Source organism: Pseudomonas sp. 8BK (assembly GCF_902506475.1).
GTDB classification, from domain to species: Bacteria; Pseudomonadota; Gammaproteobacteria; order Pseudomonadales; family Pseudomonadaceae; genus Aquipseudomonas; species Aquipseudomonas anguilliseptica.
Genome location: NZ_LR733252.1, coordinates 2,654,909 through 2,674,610 on the forward strand (window position 1 = coordinate 2,654,909; position 19,702 = coordinate 2,674,610).

Genomic DNA, 19,702 nt, shown 5'->3' on the forward strand with positions numbered 1-19,702 from the left:
AATGCGGCGACCCATAACAGTGCGAATATTTATCAGGCAGCACCGCGCAGCCCCCGCCAACCCTGAGTTTCAGGGCCCTCACCCATTCCTGTGCACTGGCATGCAATTTGCTCCCTTGTGAGGCAGGATGCCCTGGCGGAGTATGCCGCGGCCGTACCGAACTATTGAGGGCTCATGATTCGAGCCTTATCCACCTGGAGGACAGCATGTCGAAGTCGATTCAACTGATTAAAGAACACGACGTGAAGTGGGTTGACCTGCGCTTCACCGACACCAAGGGCAAACAGCACCACGTGACCATGCCGGCACGCGACGCCCTGGACGACGAATTTTTCGAGCACGGCAAAATGTTCGACGGCTCCTCCATCCACGGCTGGAAAGGCATCGAAGCCTCCGACATGATCCTGATGCCGGTTGACGAAACCGCTGTACTGGATCCGTTCACCGAAGAGCCGACCCTGATCCTGGTCTGCGACATCGTTGAGCCGAGCACCATGCAGGGCTACGACCGCGACCCGCGCTCGATCGCCAAGCGCGCCGAAGAGTTCCTGAAAACCACCGGCATCGGCGACACCGTATTTGTCGGCCCGGAGCCTGAGTTCTTTATCTTCGACGAAGTGAAGTTCAAGTCCGATATCTCCGGCTCCATGTTCAAGATCTTCTCCGAACAGGGTTCCTGGAACACCGACGCCGACATCGAAGGCGGTAACAAGGGCCACCGCCCAGCTGTCAAAGGCGGCTACTTCCCGGTTCCGCCGTGCGACCACGACCACGAAATCCGTACTGCCATGTGTAATGCCATGGAAGAAATGGGCCTGGTCATCGAAGTTCACCACCACGAAGTGGCGACCGCCGGTCAGAACGAAATCGGCGTGAAGTTCAACACCCTGGTGGCCAAGGCTGACGAAGTTCAGACCCTGAAGTACTGCGTACACAACGTGGCCGATGCCTATGGCAAGACCGCAACCTTTATGCCGAAGCCGCTGTACGGCGACAACGGTTCGGGTATGCACGTACACATGTCCATCTCCAAAGATGGCAAGAACACCTTCTCCGGCGAAGGCTATGCCGGCCTGTCCGATACCGCCCTGTATTTCATTGGCGGCATCATCAAGCACGGCAAGGCACTGAACGGCTTCACCAACCCGTCGACCAACTCCTACAAGCGTCTGGTCCCAGGTTTCGAAGCTCCAGTAATGCTGGCTTACTCGGCGCGTAACCGTTCGGCTTCGATCCGTATTCCTTACGTTTCCAGCCCGAAAGCTCGCCGTATCGAAGCACGCTTCCCGGATCCAGCTGCCAACCCATACCTGGCCTTCGCTGCTCTGCTGATGGCCGGTATCGACGGTATCCAGAACAAGATCCACCCTGGCGATGCTGCTGACAAGAACCTGTACGACCTGCCACCAGAAGAAGGCAAGCTGATCCCGCAAGTGTGCGGCAGCCTGAAAGAAGCCCTGGAAGAGCTGGATAAAGGTCGTGCGTTCCTGACCAAAGGCGGCGTGTTCTCCGACGACTTCATCGACGCTTACCTTGAGCTGAAGAGCGAAGAAGAAATCAAAGTACGCACCTTCGTACACCCGCTGGAATACGACCTGTACTACAGCGTCTAATCCCGCACGCAACACGAGAGGCCACCTTCGGGTGGCCTTTTTGCGTCTGGCACCTGGCACAAGCCACCTTTCACCCCGCAGTTTTCTGCGCTGGTACACGCCCGGCCATCAACACGCTTGCCAGAGCGCTTCACCAGTGCAAGTCTTAGGGCACATTACTAGGGAGAGTCAGGCATGCGCCCTCTACTTATCTGCCTGCTGCTGGGTCTGGCGTTGCCGGCCAGTGCGCAGATCTACAAATACACCGACGCCAATGGCAACACGGTATTCACCGACCAGCCACCGGAAGGCCAGGCGACGCAGAATGTCGAGCTGCCGAAAACCAATAGCGTGTCGATGCCAGTACCCAGCCTGCCCGCAGCAACTACCCCCGACCCCGTCGACAACACCGCGCCTTACAGCACCCTGCAGCTGACCGGCATCCCCGACGATGAGGCCATGCGTGCCAACAACGGCACCTTCAGCGTTGGCGTGGATATCCAGCCGCGCCTGGCCACCAACCATCGCCTGCGCCTGCTGCTCGACGGCAAGCCACACGGCCAGCCAAGCAACGTACCGCGCCTGCAGATAAGCAATGCCGATCGTGGCGAACACAGCCTGGCTGTGGAAGTGCTCAGCGGCGAGCAAGCGATCCAGCAGAGCGCCACGGCCACCTTTACCGTACAGCGGGTCAACACCAGCAGCCCGGCCCTGCGTCCGCCTCCACCAAAACCCAAGCCAGCCCCCTGACTATGCGCAATCTGCTGTTCTGCGGCCTGATGCTGCTCGCTCTACCTGCCATTGCGCAGGTCTACACCTATATAGATGCCGAAGGGAATCGCGTCTTCACCGACAAGCCCCGCTCGGGCGATGCCGAACGCGTCGAGCTGGCGCCCAGCAACTCGATGCCGACCATCCAGACGCAAACGGCGCCCGTCATTGAAGCGCCACCCGAGCCTAGCCAGCGCTACAGCCTGCTGCGGATTCTGGTACCACAGCCCGACGCGACCATCCGCGACAGCGCCGGCAACCTGATTGTCAGCGTCAACAGCGAGCCAAAGCTTTTCCCCCAACACAACTATCGTCTGCTGCTGGACGGTGTACAGGTGGGCGAAGTGGGTACTAGCCCAGTGTTCCCACTGGAGAATATCGACCGCGGCACCCATCAGTTGGCGGTAGAAATCGTCGATCAGCAGGGGCGCATCATCGAGCGCACGCCCACTCAGCCATTCCATATGCTGCGCATATCCCTGGCGCAGAAGCGCAAGGTCAACCCCTGCAAGAAAGCCGATTACGGCGTGCGCCCGGAGTGTCCACTGAAGGACAAGCCACCGGAAAAGAAGGACATTCCTTTCGTTCCATTTATCTAAACCGGCACCACGCACCAAAGCAGTGCGCTTATTGTCCGGCATTTCTATACTCTCCCTGTTTTGGGTCGCCATGCACGACCCGGCTGCGCTGAAAAGCAGCTAATTCGCGGCATCCCACGGCCAAACACGCTTCTTTTCGGGGCTTTGGTTTGCTTCTTGCATTTTCCAGCTGCATTGCTGGAACCAAGGGTCTGCTGACATTCCATATGATCATCAACGACGCACTGCACCGCCTGCTGCTGGACAACCTGACCACTGCCACGCTGCTGCTCAACGACGACCTGCGTCTTGAGTACATGAACCCGGCAGCGGAGATGCTTCTGGCCGTCAGCGGCCAGCGCAGCCACGGGCAATTCATCAGCGAGCTGTTCACCGAATCCAGCGAGGCGCTGAGCGCCCTGCGCCAGGCCGTCCAACAGGCCCACCCGTTCAACAAGCGTGAAGCGGTGGTGACGTCGGTCAGCGGCCAGACCCTGACCGTCGACTACGCGGTGACGCCAGTACTCAGCCGTGGTGAAACCCTGCTACTGCTGGAAGTGCATCCGCGTGACCGCCTGCTGCGTATCACCAAGGAAGAGGCGCAGCTGTCCAAACAGGAAACCACCAAACTGCTGGTGCGCGGCCTGGCCCATGAGATCAAAAACCCGTTGGGTGGCATTCGCGGCGCGGCGCAATTGCTGGCGCGCGAGCTGCCCGAAGAAAGCCTCAAGGACTACACCAATGTGATCATTGAGGAAGCCGACCGGTTAAGAAACCTGGTCGACCGCATGCTCGGTTCGAACAAGCTGCCATCCCTGGCACTGACCAACGTGCATGAAGTGCTCGAACGTGTCGGCAGTCTGGTGGAAGCGGAAAGCCAGGGCAGCATCATTTTGGTGCGCGATTACGACCCAAGCATTCCAGATGTGCTGATCGACCGCGAACAGATGATCCAGGCGGTGCTGAATATCGTGCGCAATGCCATGCAGGCGCTGTCGGGGCAAAGCGATCTGCGCCTGGGCCGTATCACCCTGCGCACCCGCACTCTGCGCCAATTCACCATTGGTCACTGCCGCCATCGCCTGGTGACCAAGATCGAGATTATCGACAACGGCCCCGGCATTCCGCCCGAGCTGCAGGAAACCATCTTCTACCCCATGGTCAGCGGGCGTGCCGACGGCACCGGCCTGGGCCTGGCCATTACCCAGAACATCATCAGTCAGCACCAAGGTCTGATCGAGTGCGAGAGCCATCCTGGCCACACCGTGTTCTCGATCTTCCTGCCGCTGGAACAAGGAGTAACGCCGTCATGAGTCGCAGTGAAACCGTCTGGATTGTCGATGACGACCGCTCCATCCGCTGGGTTCTGGAAAAGGCCCTGCAACAGGAAGGCATGACCACCCAGAGCTTCGACAGCGCCGATGGCGTGCTCAGCCGTCTGAGCCGCCAACAACCCGATGTAATCATTTCCGATATTCGTATGCCGGGGGCCAGCGGCCTTGATCTGCTGGCGCGCATCCGCGAGCTGTACCCGCGTCTGCCGGTGATTATCATGACCGCCCATTCCGACCTGGACAGCGCGGTAGCGTCCTACCAGGGCGGCGCGTTCGAATACCTGCCCAAGCCGTTCGACGTCGATGAAGCGGTGTCACTGGTCAAGCGCGCCAATATGCATGCGCAGGAGCAGCAGAGCCTGGACGTGCCGGTCGAGCAGCCACGTACACCTGAGATCATCGGCGAAGCGCCGGCCATGCAGGAGGTGTTCCGCGCCATTGGGCGCCTGTCGCACTCCAATATCACCGTACTGATCAACGGCGAATCCGGTACCGGTAAAGAGCTGGTAGCCCACGCTCTGCACCGCCACAGCCCACGCGCGGCCTCGCCGTTTATCGCACTGAATATGGCAGCGATCCCCAAGGACCTGATGGAGTCCGAGCTGTTCGGCCACGAAAAAGGCGCGTTTACCGGCGCGGCCAACCAGCGTCGTGGACGTTTCGAGCAGGCCGATGGCGGCACGCTGTTTCTTGATGAAATTGGCGACATGCCGGCCGACACCCAGACCCGCCTGCTGCGCGTACTGGCCGACGGCGAGTTCTACCGGGTCGGCGGCCACACCCCGGTCAAAGTGGACGTGCGCATCATCGCCGCCACCCACCAGAACCTGGAAAGCCTGGTGCAGGCCGGCAAGTTCCGCGAAGACCTGTTCCACCGCCTCAACGTGATCCGCATTCATATTCCACGCCTGTCGGATCGCCGCGAAGACATCCCCACGTTGGCTCGGCACTTCCTCAGCCGCGCCGCGCTGGAACTGGCGGTCGAGCCCAAGCTGCTGAAAAGCGAAACCGAAGACTACCTGCAGCAGCTGCCGTGGCCGGGCAACGTGCGCCAGCTGGAAAACACCTGTCGCTGGATCACCGTCATGGCTTCGGGTCGTGAGGTGCATGTCGACGACCTGCCGCCCGAGCTGCTCAGCCAACCGCAGGAAAGCGCGCCTGTCAGCAACTGGGAGCAGGCGCTGCGCCAGTGGGCCGATCAGGCGCTGGGGCGCGGTCAATCCAGCCTGCTGGATACCGCCGTGCCGGCCTTCGAGCGGATCATGATCGAAACCGCGCTCAAGCACACCGCCGGTCGCCGCCGCGACGCCGCCGTGCTGCTGGGCTGGGGCCGCAACACCTTGACGCGCAAGATCAAAGAACTGGGCATGAACGTCGAAAGCGCCGATGACGAGGACAGCGACGACTAAACCGCTGACGCGGCGCCAAATGCAAAACGGGCCCACCTGGGCCCGTTTTTATTTACACCGGTAAACAACCTGAGAATGCGCCAGAGCAATGCACCGGCATCGACCCAGTGCACAGCGGCGGTTCACATACCAGCGCCAGCAGCACCCTAGACAACCGCTGGAACCCAGCATTTACGCGGCCCGCAGCCAACGTAATAAAACTGGCACACAGCCTGCATAGACTCAAGCAATCCCAGTTTTGGGGACCTTGGTACAGGCAGGCCGGGGATTCCCCTCTTTTATTGCTCCACCAGGCTGACCACCAGCCGCCAGCGCCCGTCCACCTCCTCAGCGCGCCACTCGCCGCGCAATGGACGGGCTGCCACCACTCTCAGCAGTAAATCCCTTCTTTCACGCTGCAAACGCCAATTGGCCAATTTCCCTTGTACTTGCAGCTGACCGTGTTGCTGGCGACCAAAGCTCTGCAGGCGCAGGATAAACACCCCAGCAGCATGCTCCTCGCGCGGCACCGGCTCGACGTTAAACCATAGAACCAGGCCATCATCGAGCACCTCCACGCGGTCAAGCCACAGCGGGTCAGGCTGCAGCAGCCGGCCAATCATCAAACCGATTAAAAAACCAAACACCGCCAATGAAGCAATCACCCGCACCCACGGACGGGGGCGCGGGTCTGTAGAATGCTGCTCGTCTTCAAGCTCGGAGCCGCGCATGTTTCACGTCATCCTTTTTCAACCGGAAATTCCGCCCAATACCGGCAACATTATCAGGCTCTGTGCCAACAGCGGCTGCCACCTGCACCTGATCGAGCCGCTGGGCTTCGAACTGGATGACAAACGCCTGCGCCGCGCCGGCCTGGATTATCACGAATACGCCACCCTGCAGCGCCACGCCGACCTCGACAGCTGCCTGGCGAGCATCGGCCAGCCACGCGTGTTTGCCTTTACCACCAAGGGATCGCAAGCGTTCCACCAGGTCAGCTACCAGCCTGGTGACGCCTTTCTGTTCGGCCCGGAAAGTCGTGGCCTGCCACAGGAGATTCGCGACAGCCTGCCGCCCGAGCAGCGCCTGCGTCTGCCGATGCGCGAAGGCTGCCGCAGCCTGAACCTGTCCAATACCGTTGCGGTGGCGGTCTATGAAGCCTGGCGCCAGCAGGGTTTTGCCGACGCCAATTAAACCGGGCAGCTGTAGAAACCTGCGGCCAAAAAAAACGCCCCGTAGGGCGTTTTTTGTTCCAGCCGCAAATCTTAGTGCGCGGTGGCCGCTTCGCCAGCCTGCTGCATACGCTGCAGCTCCTGCGCGTAGAGGGCGTCGAAGTTCACCGGAGCCAGCATCAGCGCCGGGAACGAGCCACGCACAACCAGGCTGTCCAGGGTTTCGCGGGCATAGGGGAAGAGGATATTCGGGCAGAACGCACCCAGGGTATGACTCATCGACGCTGCGTCCAGGCCCTTGATCAGGAAGATACCAGCCTGCTGAACCTCAGCGATAAAAGCGGTTTCTTCGCCCGTCTTCACGGTCACCGAGAGGGTCAGCACGACTTCGTGGAAGTCACCATCCAGCGCCTTCTGGCGGGTGTTGAGGTCCATGGCGACGCTAGGTGCCCACTCCTGACGGAAGATTTCCGGGCTCTTCGGCGCTTCGAAGGACAGGTCACGTACGTAGATACGCTGCAGGGAGAATTGCGGGTTTTGTTCGCCCTGAGCGGCGCCGTTGCTAGCTTGTTCTGTCATGGCAAAGCCTTCTTGTCGTTAGGTACGGGTAAACAGGGAATTAAGCCTTGAGCAGCGCGTCGAGCTTGCCGGCGCGCTCCAGGGCGTAAAGGTCATCGCAACCACCCACATGGGTGTCACCGATCCAGATCTGCGGCACCGAGGTCTGCCGCGCCTTGCGGGTCATTTCTGCCCGCACATCCGGCTTGCCATCAACCTTGATCTCGTTAAAGGCCACGCCTTTATGAGTCAGCAGCTGCTTGGCACGAATGCAGTACGGACACCAATCGCTGGAGTAGATGACGACAGGTTGCATCTCACTTCACCAGCGGCAGATTGTCACCGCGCCAGCTGGCGACACCGCCAGACAGCTTGGCCGCAGTAAAACCGGCCTTCTTCAGATCACGGCAGACAGCGCCGGCGTGCTGGCCCATGGCGTCGACCACGATAAGGGTCTTGGCCTTGTGCTTGTCCAGCTCGACCATGCGGCTAGCGAGTTTTTCAAAGGGAATATTCAATGCGCCCACGATATGCCCAGCAGAAAAGTCCTTCTGCCCGCGAATATCCAGCACCACGCCCTGCTCGCTGTTAACCAGTGCAGTCAGCTCGCGGCTGCTCAGGCTCTGCCCGCCCTTGCGCGCTTCGGTGAAGATCAGCAGCGCGAGCAGAGTTGCGAACAAACCGCTCAGGACATAGTGGGTAGTGGCAAATTCAATCAAGTTGGCAAGCATTGTGCAGTTCCGGGGCGGTAAAATGTCGGCCAGTATACACAGCCACACAGGTCGGCCAAACCCCGCCCGGCGGTGACGTTTGCGCCACTTGGCCGTAAAATGCCCCTCTTTGTTTTCCGCCCATCGACCCAGAGCGAACCAGTTTTATGAGCGCCACGCCCAAACCCCTGGTACTGATCATCCTCGATGGCTTCGGCCACAGTGACAGCCCCGAATCCAACGCAATCATGGCCGCCAATACGCCGGTCTACGACCACCTGCGCGCCACCCAGCCCCACGGCCTGATCTCGGGCTCGGGCATGGATGTCGGCCTGCCGGACGGGCAAATGGGCAATTCAGAGGTCGGTCATATGAACCTCGGCGCGGGCCGCGTGGTATATCAGGACTTCACCCGGGTGACCAAAGCCATTCGCGACGGCGAGTTCTTCACCAACCCGACCATCACCACTGCAGTCGATAAAGCCGTCAGCGCTGGCAAAGCCGTGCATATCCTCGGCCTGCTCTCCGACGGCGGCGTGCACAGCCATCAGGACCACCTGGTAGCCATGGCCGAACTGGCCGCCCAGCGCGGCGCCGAGAATATCTACCTGCACGCCTTCCTCGATGGCCGCGACACCCCGCCGAAAAGCGCCCAGCCGTCCATCGAACTGCTTGGCGCCACCTTCGCCAAGCTGGGCAAGGGCCGCATCGCCAGCCTGATCGGCCGCTACTTCGCCATGGACCGTGACAACCGCTGGGAGCGCGTCGAGCAGGCCTACGACTTGCTGGTTGAAGGTAACGGTCAGTTCAATGCAACCACTGCCATCGAAGGCCTGCAGGCCGCCTACGAACGCGGCGAAAGCGACGAGTTCGTCAAAGCCACCAGCATTGGCGAGCCCGTGCGCATGGAAGACGGCGACGCCGTAGTCTTTATGAACTTCCGCGCCGACCGTGCCCGTGAACTGACCCGCGCTTTTGTCGAGCCGGGCTTCAAGGAATTCGAGCGCAAGCGCGTGCCGCAACTGGCCGGCTTCGTCATGCTCACCCAGTACGCCGCGAGCATCCCGACGCCCAGCGCCTACAAGCCGGAAGCCCTGACCAACGTGCTCGGCGAATACCTGGCGAACAACGGCAAGACCCAGCTGCGCATCGCCGAAACCGAGAAGTACGCCCACGTCACCTTCTTCTTCTCCGGCGGTCGCGAAGAGCCCTTCGCCGGCGAAGAACGCATCCTGATTCCGTCACCGAATGTCGCCACCTACGACCTGCAGCCGCAAATGAGCGCGCCGGAAGTCACCGACAAGATCGTCGACGCCATCGAAAACCAGCGCTATGACGTAATCGTCGTCAACTACGCCAACGGCGACATGGTTGGCCATACCGGCGTGTTCTCCGCCGCCGTGGCGGCGGTGGAATGCCTGGACAGCTGCGTCGGCCGCATCGTTGCAGCACTGGACAAGGTCGGCGGCGAAGCACTGATCACCGCCGACCACGGCAACGTCGAACAGATGGAAGATGAAAGCACCGGTCAGGCGCACACCGCGCACACCTGCGAGCCGGTGCCGTTTATCTATGTTGGCAAGCGCTCAGCGACTATCCGCCCAGGCGGCGTGCTAGCCGACGTGGCGCCGACCCTGCTGACCCTGATGGGCTTGCCAGTACCGGCGGAAATGACCGGCACCAGCATCGTCGAGCTGAACTAAGCAGCTGCCCGCAAGCCAGGTGCAATGCCTGGCCTGCGGGCCGTCGCAACGTGACGTTAACCATGGCTCCCGGCCATTTTTTAGGCATACTAGGCGCGTTCTTAATTCAGGTGCTGCCAGCCCCATGTTTCGTGCCCTCGCCCTTATTTTCCTGACCCTCCTGCTGACGCCTGCGATCGCCGATGAAAAGAGCGATGCGCAAAAGCAACTGGATGCCGCGCGCGCCGATATCGCCGAGCTGAAGCAACTGCTGGAAAAGCTGCAACAGGAGAAATCCGGCGTGCAGAAAGACCTGAAGAAAACCGAAAGCGAGATGGGCCAGCTGGAGAAACAGGTCAAAGGCCTGCAGCAGGACCTGAAAAAAAGCGAAGAAGAGATTCAGAGCCTCGATAGGGAGAAAAAAAAACTCGAGGGCGCGCGCCTTGAACAGCAGGGGCTGATCGGCATCCAGGCCCGTGCTGCCTACCAGAGCGGTCGCCAGGAATACGTCAAGCTGCTGCTCAACCAGCAAAACCCGGAAAAGTTCTCGCGCACCCTGACCTACTACGACTACCTCAGCGAAGCGCGCATGGAACAGCTTGCCGCCTTCAATGAAACCCTGCGCCAGCTGGCCAACGTCGAGCTGGACATTGCCAACCAGCAACGCCAGCTGCTGGAGCAGAAAAGCGCACTGGATGGCCGCCGCGAACAGCTCGCCAGCGTACGCAAGGAGCGCCAGCGGGCCCTGGCCAAGCTGAACAAGGAATTCTCTGCCCGCGACCAGAAGCTCAAGGCCCGCCAACAGGAACAAGCCAACCTGGCGCGCGTGCTGAAAACCATCGAGGAAACCCTCGCCCGCCAGGCCCGCGAAGCTGAAGCGGCGCGTCAGCAAGCCCTGCTCGCTGAACGCGAGCAGCCGCGTAGCAGCACTAATCCCGCGCCGACGGGTCCACTGGTGAGTTCCGGCGCCAGCTTTGGCGGTCCGTTCGCTAAAGCCCGCGGCAAATTACCCTGGCCGGTTAACGGTCGCGTGGTGGCTCGCTACGGCACACCGCGTGGCGGCGATGCACGAACAAAATGGGATGGTGTGCTGATCGGTGCCTCCGCCGGTAGCCAGGTGCACGCCGTACACGGCGGGCGCGTGGTATTTGCCGACTGGTTGCGTGGCGCCGGGCTTCTGGTCATTCTCGACCATGGCAACGGCTACCTGAGCCTCTATGGGCATAACCAGAGCCTGCTAAAGGACGCCGGCGACGTGGTCAAGGCCGGTGAAGCCATCGCCACCGTTGGCAACAGCGGCGGCCAGGACACCCCAGCACTGTATTTCGCAATTCGCCAGCAGGGCCGCCCGACCGACCCTGCTCAATGGTGCCGCGCACAAGGATAAGTGTTGCGATTACCGATTTAGGACAGGAGTAAGTTCGACATGCCGCATCTGTTCCGCCTCACCGCCCTCGCGCTGGCCGTTACCCTGCTGAGCAGCACTGCCGCCTTTGCCGCGCCCGCCGAAGCACCGGCCACCGCCAACGACAGCGCGCCACTGCCGCTGGACGACCTGCGCACCTTTGCCGAGGTGATGGACCGTATCAAGTCCGCCTATGTCGAGCCGGTCAGCGACAAGACCCTGCTGGAAAACGCGATCAAGGGCATGCTCAGCAACCTTGACCCGCACTCGGCCTACCTGGAGCCGGAAGCCTTTCGCGACCTGCAGGAAAGCACCAGCGGCGAATTCGGCGGCCTGGGTATTGAGCTCGGTACCGAAGATGGCTTTCTCAAGGTGGTCTCGCCGATCGATGACACCCCGGCTTCCGCTGCAGGCATCCAGCCAGGCGACCTGATCGTGAAGATCGACGGTCAACCAACCAAGGGCCTGTCGCTGATGGAAGCCGTGGAGAAGATGCGCGGCAAAGCTGGCAGCGACATCGAGCTGACCCTGGTGCGTGAAGGTGGCAAACCCTTCGATGTCGAGCTGACCCGCGCCGTGATCAAGGTCAAGAGCGTGAAAAGCCAGCTACTCGATGATGGCTACGGCTACGTGCGCATCACCCAGTTCCAGGTCAACAGTGGCGAAGAAGTCGGCAAGGCCCTGGCCAAACTGCGCAAGGAAAATGGCAAGAAGCTGCGCGGTCTGGTGCTGGACCTGCGCAACAACCCCGGCGGCGTGCTGCAGGCGGCGGTGGAAGTCACCGACCACTTCCTCAAGAAAGGCCTGATCGTCTACACAGAGGGACGCATCGCCAACTCCGAGCTGCGCTTCAATGCCGACCCGGCTGACGCCAGTGAAGGCGTGCCGCTGGTAGTACTGATCAACGGCGGCAGCGCCTCGGCCTCCGAAATCGTTGCTGGCGCTCTGCAGGATCACAAACGCGGTGTGCTGATGGGTACCGACAGTTTCGGCAAAGGCTCGGTGCAGACCGTGCTGCCACTGAACAACGATCGCGCCCTGAAACTCACCACCGCGCTGTACTTCACCCCCAACGGTCGCTCGATTCAGGCTCAGGGCATCGTCCCGGACATCGAAGTGGCGCGCGCCAAGCTGACCCGCGAACAGGGCGACGAAACCATCAAGGAAGCCGACCTGCAAGGTCACCTGGGCAATGGCAACGGCGGCGCAGACAGGCCAAGCAGAGGCAAGACCAGCACCCCGGCACGCCCACAGGATGACGACTATCAGTTGAGCCAGGCCCTCAACCTGCTCAAAGGGCTGAGCGTTACCCGCGGCGACTAGGAATGCGCTTGCAGGTGCAGGCATGCCGGTAAAACTGCAGCAAGAAAAAGCCCGACCTTGATCACTCAAGGTCGGGCTTTTTAATAACGCCTGAAGTTACAGGTAGTTATTGGTCATTTCGTCGATAAAGCCTTCGGCACGCAACTCGTCCAACGCTTTCTGCAGACGCTGCACCACCTCATCCGGGGTGTCCTTGTTCAGCGCCAGATACAGCTCGGCGTCATTGAAACGCAATGCGGTATTCAGGCCACTGACACCTTCCTGCTTGGCCAGGTAGCGCCCCACCGGGTCAGTGGTAGCCCACAGGTCGATCTTGCCGCTGAGCAGCTTTTTGATGTTCTCCTGATCACGCAGTGCGTTGACCGGACTCAGGCCCTGGCTTTCCAGGTGCTGACTGACCGCGTCGTTCTTATAGGCACCGATCTGATACTGCCCAGCATCTTTAAGGCTGGCGACGCTCAGGTTATTACCCGGCGCAGCCAACAGCACCCAACCGGTTTTCGCCAATGGCCCCACCCACTTGAACAGTGGCTGACGCTCGGGCGTAAAAGTAGTGGAGAACAGGCCATAGTTGGGCTTGTCCAGGGTCAGGCGATACAGGCGATCCCAAGGGAAGCGCAGGGTCAGGGTGTAATTGATGCCGGCACGCTTGAACATTGCTCGGACGACCTCGGCACTGATGCCGTCGATGCCGTCGTCACGGGCAAAGTTCTTGTCATCCACCGCCATGTTGAACGGCGGGAAGTTCTCGGTCAGCAACACCACTTTGTAATCGGCTGGCAGCTCTGCACGGGCTGCGCAGGCACTCAGAACAAGCCCGAACAACAGGCCGGCTTTCAGGGTTTTCAACATAAGTCATTCCGCTCGCATGAATTGTGATTATGGCTAGCGGCATCCCTGCTCGGGCGATGCCCGGCGACGTATGGTACTTGGCGTCAACCATCCATGGCCGCGAGCCGGTTTATTGCCGACCCGCTGCTACTTATTACAGGTAGTTGTTCAGAATATCTTCGACAAAGCCTTCGCTGCGCATCTTGTCCAACTCAGCTTGCAGCTTCTGTACAACCTCGTCCGGCACCTCTTTGTTCAGTGCCAGATACAGCTCTGCACTATCGAAACGCAGAATGGTTTTTAGACCGGAAATGCCATCCTGTTTTGCCAAGTAGCGCCCCGCTGGGTCACCGGTGGCCCACAGATCAATCTGACCAGCCATCAGCTTCTTGGCGTTTTCCGTGTCGCGCAAGGCAGTAATCGGCTCCAGGCCTTTCTCCACCAGATGCGCGGCAATCGCGTCACCCTTATAGGCACCGACCTTGTATTGCTTAGCGTCTTCCAGACTGTTCAGGGTAATGCTGCTATCAGCCTTGCCAAGCAATACCCAGTCATCCGGACCGATTGGGCCGACCCATTTGAACAGCGCCTCACGCTCCGGCAGACGCGCCGCCACAAATACACCATAACCTGGCTTTTCCAGCGCCAGCTTGTAGATACGATCCCAGGGGAAACGCAGGGTCATGTTGTATTGAATGCCGGCGCGCTTGAACATCTCGCGGATGATATCCACGGCAATACCGTCGATATTGTCTTCCTGAGCGAAATTCTTGCCGTTGATCGCCATGTTGTACGGCGGGAAATTCTCGGTCAGCAAGACCATGCGGTAGTTCGGGTCAATTTCGGCCCGAGCACTGCCCGCGAGCACCATAACTGTGCCAGCGAGGGCGACTAGTAGTTGTTTTAACATGCTGTCTCACATCGATAGTTGGGCTGAGCATGCAAGCATACCCAGCACGTCCGACTATGCCCAGCCCAGGTTTTACGCTGGTAGGGACGCAAGAGGCTTACAGATAACCGTCTTTGATCTTACCCAGCTCACCTTGAGCACGCATATCGTCCAGGGCTTTCTGCAACTTCTGCACCACATCATCGGGCGTCTCTTTGTTCATCGCCAGATAAAGGTCAGCACTGTTGAAGCGATGCACCACCTTGAGCGCGCCGAGTGGCGACAACTTGGCCTGATAGCGCCCACCGGCCTCATCGGTGGCCCATAGATCAATCAAGCCCTTTTCCAGCTTGTTGAGGTTTTCCTTGTCCTGCAGGCTGGTTTGTACCGTCACGCCACGGTCGATCAGAAACTGTGAAATCGCATCATTGCGATAACCGCCAATCTTGTACGCACCGGCCTGATCCAGGCTGTTCAACGTAATGTTGCTATCGACCTTGGCCAGCAACACCCAGTCGCTCACTACAATCGGCCCAACCCACTTGAACTGCGACTCACGCTCCGGCGTACGAGCAGTGGAGAAGACTCCGTAGCCCTTGTTTTCCAACGCCTGCTTGTACTGGCGATCCCAGGGGAAACGCAGAATCATCTGACACTCAAGCTGCGCCTTACTGCACAGCGCACGCACCGTATCGCTGCTAATGCCCTGCACATCAGCATCCTTGGCAAAATTGCCACCACTGGCCGCCATGCTGAACGGCGGCAGGTTTTCGGTAAGCAGAACCAGAGGCTCTGCGCGAGCCAGGCTGACAGCACACAACAGCCAAACCGCGGTGAATAGCCGGATAGCAGGCATAAGAACTCCGTGTATGGAAAAACCATTTATTAGAAAGAGGAGCGCTCAAAGGGGTGCCCAATGCATCGACCTGAGCGCAAACATTCTGATTTTAGCGGGCCAGTCGACATTTTGCTGTCGACTCGCCCGCAGCAGTGGCCGGCAGGACTGCTGGCCACTGCTGCGGGTGAGATTTAGCGCACGACGATGCCGCGAGCGGCCATATAGGCCTTGGCTTCCGGCACAGTGTATTCGCCGAAGTGGAAGATGCTCGCCGCCAGCACGGCCGCAGCCTTGCCTTCGATGATGCCGTCAGCCAGGTGCTGCAGGTTGCCAACGCCGCCAGAGGCGATCACCGGAATACCGACCATTTCGCTGATGGCACGGGTTACGCCCAGGTCATAGCCGCTCTTGACGCCATCCTGATCCATGCTGGTGAGCAGGATTTCGCCGGCACCGAGGTCTTCCATCTTCTTGGCCCAGAGCACCGCATCCAGGCCGGTCGGCTTGCGCCCGCCGTGGGTGAAGATTTCCCAGCGCGGAGTTTCGCCTGGCTTGGAAACCTTCTTCGCGTCTATCGCGACAACGATGCATTGCGAGCCAAAGCGGTCCGCCGCTTCGCCGACAAACTCCGGGGTAAACACTGCTGCGGTGTTGATCGACACCTTGTCGGCACCGGCATTCAGCAGGTTGCGGATGTCCTGCACGGTGCGCACGCCACCACCGACGGTCAGTGGAATAAACACCTGGCTGGCCATGCGCTCAACGGTGTGCAGCGTGGTGTCGCGACCATCGACGCTGGCGGTGATGTCGAGAAAGGTAATCTCGTCTGCGCCCTGCTCGTCATAACGACGGGCAATCTCCACCGGATCACCGGCGTCGCGGATATTCTCGAACTGGACACCCTTGACCACGCGGCCGTTGTCCACGTCGAGGCAGGGGATGATGCGTTTAGCCAGTGCCATATCGGTATTCCCGTAGGGTATCGCGGGGCCGCCCAGGCGGCGCGCACCGCCAGAGCAGGCGAATCAGCCTTTGAAGTTGTCGCAGAAGGCCTGCGCTTCAGCCACATCCAGGGTGCCTTCGTAGATGGCCCGGCCAGTGATGGCACCAATAATGCCGGGCGAGCGGGCCAGCAGCAGTTTTTCGACGTCGCCCAGATTATGGATGCCGCCAGAGGCGATCACCGGGATACGGCTGGCAGCAGCCAGGGCCGCGGTGGCCTCGACGTTACAGCCCTGCATCATGCCGTCTTTGGCGATATCGGTATAAACGATGGCCGAGACGCCGTCGGCCTCGAAACGCTTGGCCAGGTCGGTGGCCTGCACGGTCGAGACTTCCGCCCAACCGTCGGTGGCAACGAAACCATCTTTGGCGTCCAAGCCGACGATCACCTTGCCGGGGAAGGCTTTGCAGGCGTCGGTGACGAACTGCGGATCCTTCACCGCCTTGGTGCCGATGATCACGTAGCTGACGCCGGCGCGCACGTAGTGTTCGATGGTTTCCAGAGTGCGGATGCCGCCGCCGATCTGGATCGGCAGGGTCGGGTAGCGCTTGGCGATGGCGGTGACCACTTCGCCGTTGACCGGCTGGCCTTCAAAGGCGCCATTGAGGTCGACCAGGTGCAGGCGACGGCAGCCGCCCTCGACCCACTTGGCCGCCATGCTCACCGGGTCATCGGAAAACACCGTGGAGTCTTCCATGCGGCCCTGGCGCAGACGCACGCAGGCGCCGTCCTTCAGATCGATAGCGGGGATAATCAGCATCGGTTGAACCTGCTCAAGTCGTGTGAATTCGGTGGGTCAGCTCTTTTCGAGTGCCCAGAGGTCGCTTTCGATGCTCTCGAACCGGTCTTTTAGCACCGTTTGCACATCGAGCACTGCTTGGTTGTAGAACAAGGGGCCACATTTCAAGGCGAAGAAATCGAATAGCTCCTCGGCCTCGAAACCGCCTATCTCTAATTCGAAACGCTCAGCCATGAAATGCTTTAGCTGACGGGCAATACCTGCTCGCTGCTCAACGCTGAACTGAAAAAGCGGTGGTGCATCCTTTCTCACCCGGCTCATTTACCAGCGGCCATCCCAGGCGGCGAAGTTCTGCAGCAGCTGCAGACCGTGGGTGTGACTCTTTTCCGGGTGAAACTGCACGGCAAAGCGCGAGCCTTCAGCCAGCGCCGCTGCGAAATCCTTGCCGTAATGGCCGCGACCGACCACCTGCTTGGGGTTGCCGGCCTCGATGTAATAGCTGTGCACGAAGTAGAAGCGCGCGAGATCCGGAATGTTGTGCCACAGCGGGTGTTTGACCGACTGCGCCACCTCGTTCCAACCCATATGCGGCACCTTCAGCGGCTCGCCATCTTCGACCATGTCCTTGCCGAAGAAGCGCACCTGGCCAGGGAACAGACCGATGCAATCGACGCCGTCGTTCTCCTCACTGCGCTCCAGCAGCGCCTGCATGCCCACGCAGATGCCAAGAAACGGCCGATCGGCACTGACTTCCCGCACCAGGCTATCGAAGCCCAGGCGCTTGATCTCGGCCATGCAATCGCGGATCGCACCAACGCCGGGAAATACCACACGGTCAGCCTCGCGAATCACCTGAGCATCGCTGGTCACCAGCACCTTGCCGGCTCCTACGTGCTCGAGGGCCTTGGCCACCGAGTGCAGGTTGCCCATGCCATAGTCGATTACTGCAACCGTCTGCATTTACAGGCAGCCCTTGGTCGACGGCATTTGCCCGGCCATGCGCTCATCCAGCGTCACGGCCATACGCAACGCGCGGCCGAAGGCTTTGAATACGGTTTCAATCTGGTGGTGGGTGTTAGTGCCACGCAGGTTGTCGATATGCAGCGACACCAGCGCGTGGTTGACGAAGCCCTGGAAGAACTCCTGGAACAGATCCACATCGAAGCCACCCACCACAGCACGGGTGAACGGCACGTGCATCTGCAAGCCTGGGCGCCCGGAGAAGTCGATCACCACGCGCGACAGCGCTTCGTCCAGCGGCACATAGGAATGGCCGTAACGGGTCATGCCCTTCTTGTCGCCGATGGCCTGGGTAAAAGCCTGGCCGAGGGTGATGCCGACGTCTTCCACGGTGTGGTGGTCATCGATATGCAGGTCGCCCTTGCACTGGATATCCAGGTCGATCAGGCCGTGACGGGCAATCTGATCGAGCATGTGCTCAAGGAACGGCACGCCAATATCGAACTTGGCCTTGCCGGTGCCATCCAGGTTGATCGAGACCTTGATCTGGGTCTCCAGGGTATTGCGCTCGACGGATGCCGTACGTTCGGCCATCACCAGCTCCAGAAATTGCCCACGGAAAAAGGCTGGCATTATAGGCGGGCATCCACCCAGGCGGCTACCAGCGGCGATCAGAGGCACCGCTATCGAGCACACGGCCTCACACCAGACAACGAACGGAATGCATATGGACAGTATCGACACCCTGATTATTGGCGCAGGCGCCCTCGGCCTGGCCTGCGCCGCACGCCTGGCTAGACCGGAGCAGAGCACCCTGATAGTCGAAGCCGAGAGCCTGATCGGCAGCCATACCTCCAGTCGCAACTCCGAGGTGATCCACGCTGGCATCTACTACGCCCCTGGCTCGCTCAAGGCCGAACTGTGCCTGGAAGGCCGCGAACGCCTGTATGCCTGGTGCAACAGCCATCAGGTGGCGCACCGCCGGCTCGGCAAACTGCTGGTGGCAGTGGAAAGCGCAGAAATCGCCAAACTCGAACAGCTGCAATGCAACGCCCAAGCCTGCGGCGTGCATGACTTGCAGCCTATCGAGCAGAACCGCCTGCACGAACTGGAGCCCGCCGTGCGCGGCGTTTGCGCCCTGCTCTCACCCAGCACCGGGATTATCGACAGCCACGCCTATCTGCAATCGCTGCTGGCAGCAGCCGAGCAGCGTGGCGCGCAGCTGGTTCTACACACCCGCGTCGAACAGCTCGAGGCAAATGGCGATGGCTGGATAGCCCACGGCCAGAGCAACGGCGAGCCGTTCCAGCTCAAAGCCCAACGGGTGATCAATGCCGGCGGCCTGTTCGCCCAGCAGTTGGCCAGCCACACCCTGGGCCTGACGGACGTGCCGCAACTACACCTGTGCCAGGGCCGCTACTTCAGCTACAGCGGTCGCTCACCCTTCCAGCACCTGATTTACCCGATGCCGGAAGCCAATACCGCCGGCCTTGGCATCCACGCCACCCTGGATCTTGGCGGCCAGCTGCGTTTCGGCCCGGATACCCACTACCTCACACAGATCGATTATCAGGTCGAGGAAAGCCTGCGCGAGCCGTTCGCCGACGCCATCCGCCGCTACTTTCCCGCCATCGACAGCACGCGCCTGGTGCCTGGCTACAGCGGCATCCGGCCGAAACTCGCAGGCCCCGGGGAACCGGCCGCCGACTTCATTATCCAAACGCCCAATGATCACGGCCTGCCAGGCCTGGTCAACCTGTTCGGCATCGAGTCGCCCGGCCTCACAGCCAGCCTGGCGATTGCCGAGCGCGTGGCGCAGGCCCTGTAAAAGCCGCTTGCAAAATCACCGCGTAAACGGGACTGTCGGCGGTCAAGGTAAAAACGCTGGCGCTATACTCGCCGGCTTGAATTGCTGCACTTCACCATCCA

22 protein-coding genes are annotated in these 19,702 nt (G+C 60.5%); 10 read left to right on the forward strand and 12 right to left on the reverse strand.

Annotated features, from left to right (window positions below; all coding sequences use genetic code 11):
• Positions 1-206: 206 nt before the first annotated feature.
• The 5 genes from glnA to ntrC all read left to right on the forward strand — a co-directional run bounded on the left by glnA (position 207) and on the right by ntrC (position 5,684).
• Complete coding sequence (gene glnA / locus ACIN8IBEIGE_RS12195; protein ID WP_090379552.1) at positions 207-1,613, forward strand: glutamate--ammonia ligase; 1,407 nt, start codon at positions 207-209, stop codon at positions 1,611-1,613.
• A 174-nt stretch (positions 1,614-1,787) separates the two neighbouring features.
• A complete protein-coding gene (locus ACIN8IBEIGE_RS12200) occupies positions 1,788-2,342 on the forward strand; it encodes a DUF4124 domain-containing protein (RefSeq protein WP_160014862.1) in 555 nt (184 codons plus the stop codon).
• Between the two features lie 2 nt (positions 2,343-2,344).
• Positions 2,345-2,962, forward strand: a complete 618-nt coding sequence (locus ACIN8IBEIGE_RS12205; RefSeq protein WP_160014863.1) for a DUF4124 domain-containing protein — start codon at positions 2,345-2,347, stop codon at positions 2,960-2,962.
• Between the two features lie 206 nt (positions 2,963-3,168).
• On the forward strand, positions 3,169-4,254 hold the full coding sequence (gene glnL / locus ACIN8IBEIGE_RS12210; protein ID WP_160014864.1) for a nitrogen regulation protein NR(II): 1,086 nt from the start codon (positions 3,169-3,171) through the stop codon (positions 4,252-4,254).
• Entirely contained in the window at positions 4,251-5,684 is a 1,434-nt protein-coding gene (gene ntrC / locus ACIN8IBEIGE_RS12215) for a nitrogen regulation protein NR(I) (RefSeq protein ID WP_160014865.1), read from the forward strand. Before glnL ends, ntrC begins: the two co-directional genes overlap by 4 nt.
• Positions 5,685-5,962: 278 nt before the next feature.
• On the opposite strand, the gene ACIN8IBEIGE_RS12220 is transcribed toward ntrC, so the two are convergent.
• Complete coding sequence (locus tag ACIN8IBEIGE_RS12220) at positions 5,963-6,394, reverse strand: hypothetical protein (protein ID WP_160014866.1); 432 nt, start codon at positions 6,392-6,394, stop codon at positions 5,963-5,965.
• Here ACIN8IBEIGE_RS12220 and trmL point away from each other — a divergent pair.
• Positions 6,393-6,857: a tRNA (uridine(34)/cytosine(34)/5-carboxymethylaminomethyluridine(34)-2'-O)-methyltransferase TrmL gene (gene trmL, locus ACIN8IBEIGE_RS12225; RefSeq protein WP_160014867.1), complete on the forward strand. Its 465-nt coding sequence runs from the start codon at positions 6,393-6,395 to the stop codon at positions 6,855-6,857. The two genes, ACIN8IBEIGE_RS12220 and trmL, sit on opposite strands and share 2 nt — an antisense overlap.
• 71 nt (positions 6,858-6,928) lie before the next feature.
• On the opposite strand, the gene secB is transcribed toward trmL, so the two are convergent.
• Genes secB through ACIN8IBEIGE_RS12240 form a run of 3 tightly spaced genes read right to left on the reverse strand, consistent with a single transcriptional unit; the run spans position 6,929 to position 8,124 of the window.
• On the reverse strand, positions 6,929-7,414 hold the full coding sequence (gene secB / locus ACIN8IBEIGE_RS12230) for a protein-export chaperone SecB (protein ID WP_090254767.1): 486 nt from the start codon (positions 7,412-7,414) through the stop codon (positions 6,929-6,931).
• Between the two features lie 40 nt (positions 7,415-7,454).
• On the reverse strand, positions 7,455-7,709 hold the full coding sequence (gene grxC, locus ACIN8IBEIGE_RS12235) for a glutaredoxin 3 (protein WP_090254765.1): 255 nt from the start codon (positions 7,707-7,709) through the stop codon (positions 7,455-7,457).
• A 1-nt stretch (position 7,710) separates the two neighbouring features.
• Positions 7,711-8,124: a rhodanese-like domain-containing protein gene (locus ACIN8IBEIGE_RS12240; RefSeq protein WP_160014868.1), complete on the reverse strand. Its 414-nt coding sequence runs from the start codon at positions 8,122-8,124 to the stop codon at positions 7,711-7,713.
• A gap of 146 nt (positions 8,125-8,270) precedes the next feature.
• Between ACIN8IBEIGE_RS12240 and gpmI the strand changes: the two genes are divergently transcribed.
• The 3 genes from gpmI (at position 8,271) to ACIN8IBEIGE_RS12255 (ending at position 12,513) form a co-directional block, all read left to right on the forward strand.
• On the forward strand, positions 8,271-9,806 hold the full coding sequence (gpmI, locus tag ACIN8IBEIGE_RS12245) for a 2,3-bisphosphoglycerate-independent phosphoglycerate mutase (protein WP_160014869.1): 1,536 nt from the start codon (positions 8,271-8,273) through the stop codon (positions 9,804-9,806).
• A 124-nt stretch (positions 9,807-9,930) separates the two neighbouring features.
• The gene (locus ACIN8IBEIGE_RS12250; protein ID WP_160014870.1) at positions 9,931-11,172 is read left to right on the forward strand and encodes a murein hydrolase activator EnvC; all 1,242 of its coding nucleotides are present in this window, start codon (positions 9,931-9,933) and stop codon (positions 11,170-11,172) included.
• Between the two features lie 39 nt (positions 11,173-11,211).
• Positions 11,212-12,513 carry a S41 family peptidase gene (locus ACIN8IBEIGE_RS12255; protein ID WP_160014871.1) on the forward strand — a complete coding sequence of 434 codons (1,302 nt, stop codon included), beginning with the start codon at positions 11,212-11,214 and terminating at the stop codon, positions 12,511-12,513.
• Positions 12,514-12,609: 96 nt separating this feature from the next.
• On the opposite strand, the gene ACIN8IBEIGE_RS12260 is transcribed toward ACIN8IBEIGE_RS12255, so the two are convergent.
• The 8 genes from ACIN8IBEIGE_RS12260 to hisB all read right to left on the reverse strand — a co-directional run bounded on the left by ACIN8IBEIGE_RS12260 (position 12,610) and on the right by hisB (position 18,367).
• Positions 12,610-13,365, reverse strand: coding sequence for an ABC transporter substrate-binding protein (locus ACIN8IBEIGE_RS12260; protein ID WP_160014872.1), 756 nt, complete (start codon positions 13,363-13,365; stop codon positions 12,610-12,612).
• Positions 13,366-13,498: 133 nt separating this feature from the next.
• The gene (locus ACIN8IBEIGE_RS12265; RefSeq protein ID WP_160014873.1) at positions 13,499-14,254 is read right to left on the reverse strand and encodes an ABC transporter substrate-binding protein; all 756 of its coding nucleotides are present in this window, start codon (positions 14,252-14,254) and stop codon (positions 13,499-13,501) included.
• A 97-nt stretch (positions 14,255-14,351) separates the two neighbouring features.
• Entirely contained in the window at positions 14,352-15,089 is a 738-nt protein-coding gene (locus ACIN8IBEIGE_RS12270; RefSeq protein WP_160014874.1) for an ABC transporter substrate-binding protein, read from the reverse strand.
• Between the two features lie 173 nt (positions 15,090-15,262).
• Entirely contained in the window at positions 15,263-16,033 is a 771-nt protein-coding gene (gene hisF / locus ACIN8IBEIGE_RS12275) for an imidazole glycerol phosphate synthase subunit HisF (RefSeq protein ID WP_160014875.1), read from the reverse strand.
• A 63-nt stretch (positions 16,034-16,096) separates the two neighbouring features.
• On the reverse strand, positions 16,097-16,834 hold the full coding sequence (gene hisA / locus ACIN8IBEIGE_RS12280; protein ID WP_160014876.1) for a 1-(5-phosphoribosyl)-5-[(5-phosphoribosylamino)methylideneamino]imidazole-4-carboxamide isomerase: 738 nt from the start codon (positions 16,832-16,834) through the stop codon (positions 16,097-16,099).
• A gap of 36 nt (positions 16,835-16,870) precedes the next feature.
• Positions 16,871-17,134 (reverse strand): DUF2164 domain-containing protein, encoded by a 264-nt coding sequence (locus ACIN8IBEIGE_RS12285; RefSeq protein ID WP_160014877.1) that lies wholly within the window; start codon positions 17,132-17,134, stop codon positions 16,871-16,873.
• Positions 17,135-17,773 carry an imidazole glycerol phosphate synthase subunit HisH gene (hisH, locus tag ACIN8IBEIGE_RS12290; RefSeq protein ID WP_160014878.1) on the reverse strand — a complete coding sequence of 213 codons (639 nt, stop codon included), beginning with the start codon at positions 17,771-17,773 and terminating at the stop codon, positions 17,135-17,137. It lies immediately after the preceding gene.
• The gene (gene hisB / locus ACIN8IBEIGE_RS12295; protein WP_090255169.1) at positions 17,774-18,367 is read right to left on the reverse strand and encodes an imidazoleglycerol-phosphate dehydratase HisB; all 594 of its coding nucleotides are present in this window, start codon (positions 18,365-18,367) and stop codon (positions 17,774-17,776) included.
• Positions 18,368-18,500: 133 nt separating this feature from the next.
• Between hisB and ACIN8IBEIGE_RS12300 the strand changes: the two genes are divergently transcribed.
• Positions 18,501-19,601: an NAD(P)/FAD-dependent oxidoreductase gene (locus ACIN8IBEIGE_RS12300; RefSeq protein ID WP_160014879.1), complete on the forward strand. Its 1,101-nt coding sequence runs from the start codon at positions 18,501-18,503 to the stop codon at positions 19,599-19,601.
• Positions 19,602-19,702: the final 101 nt, after the last annotated feature.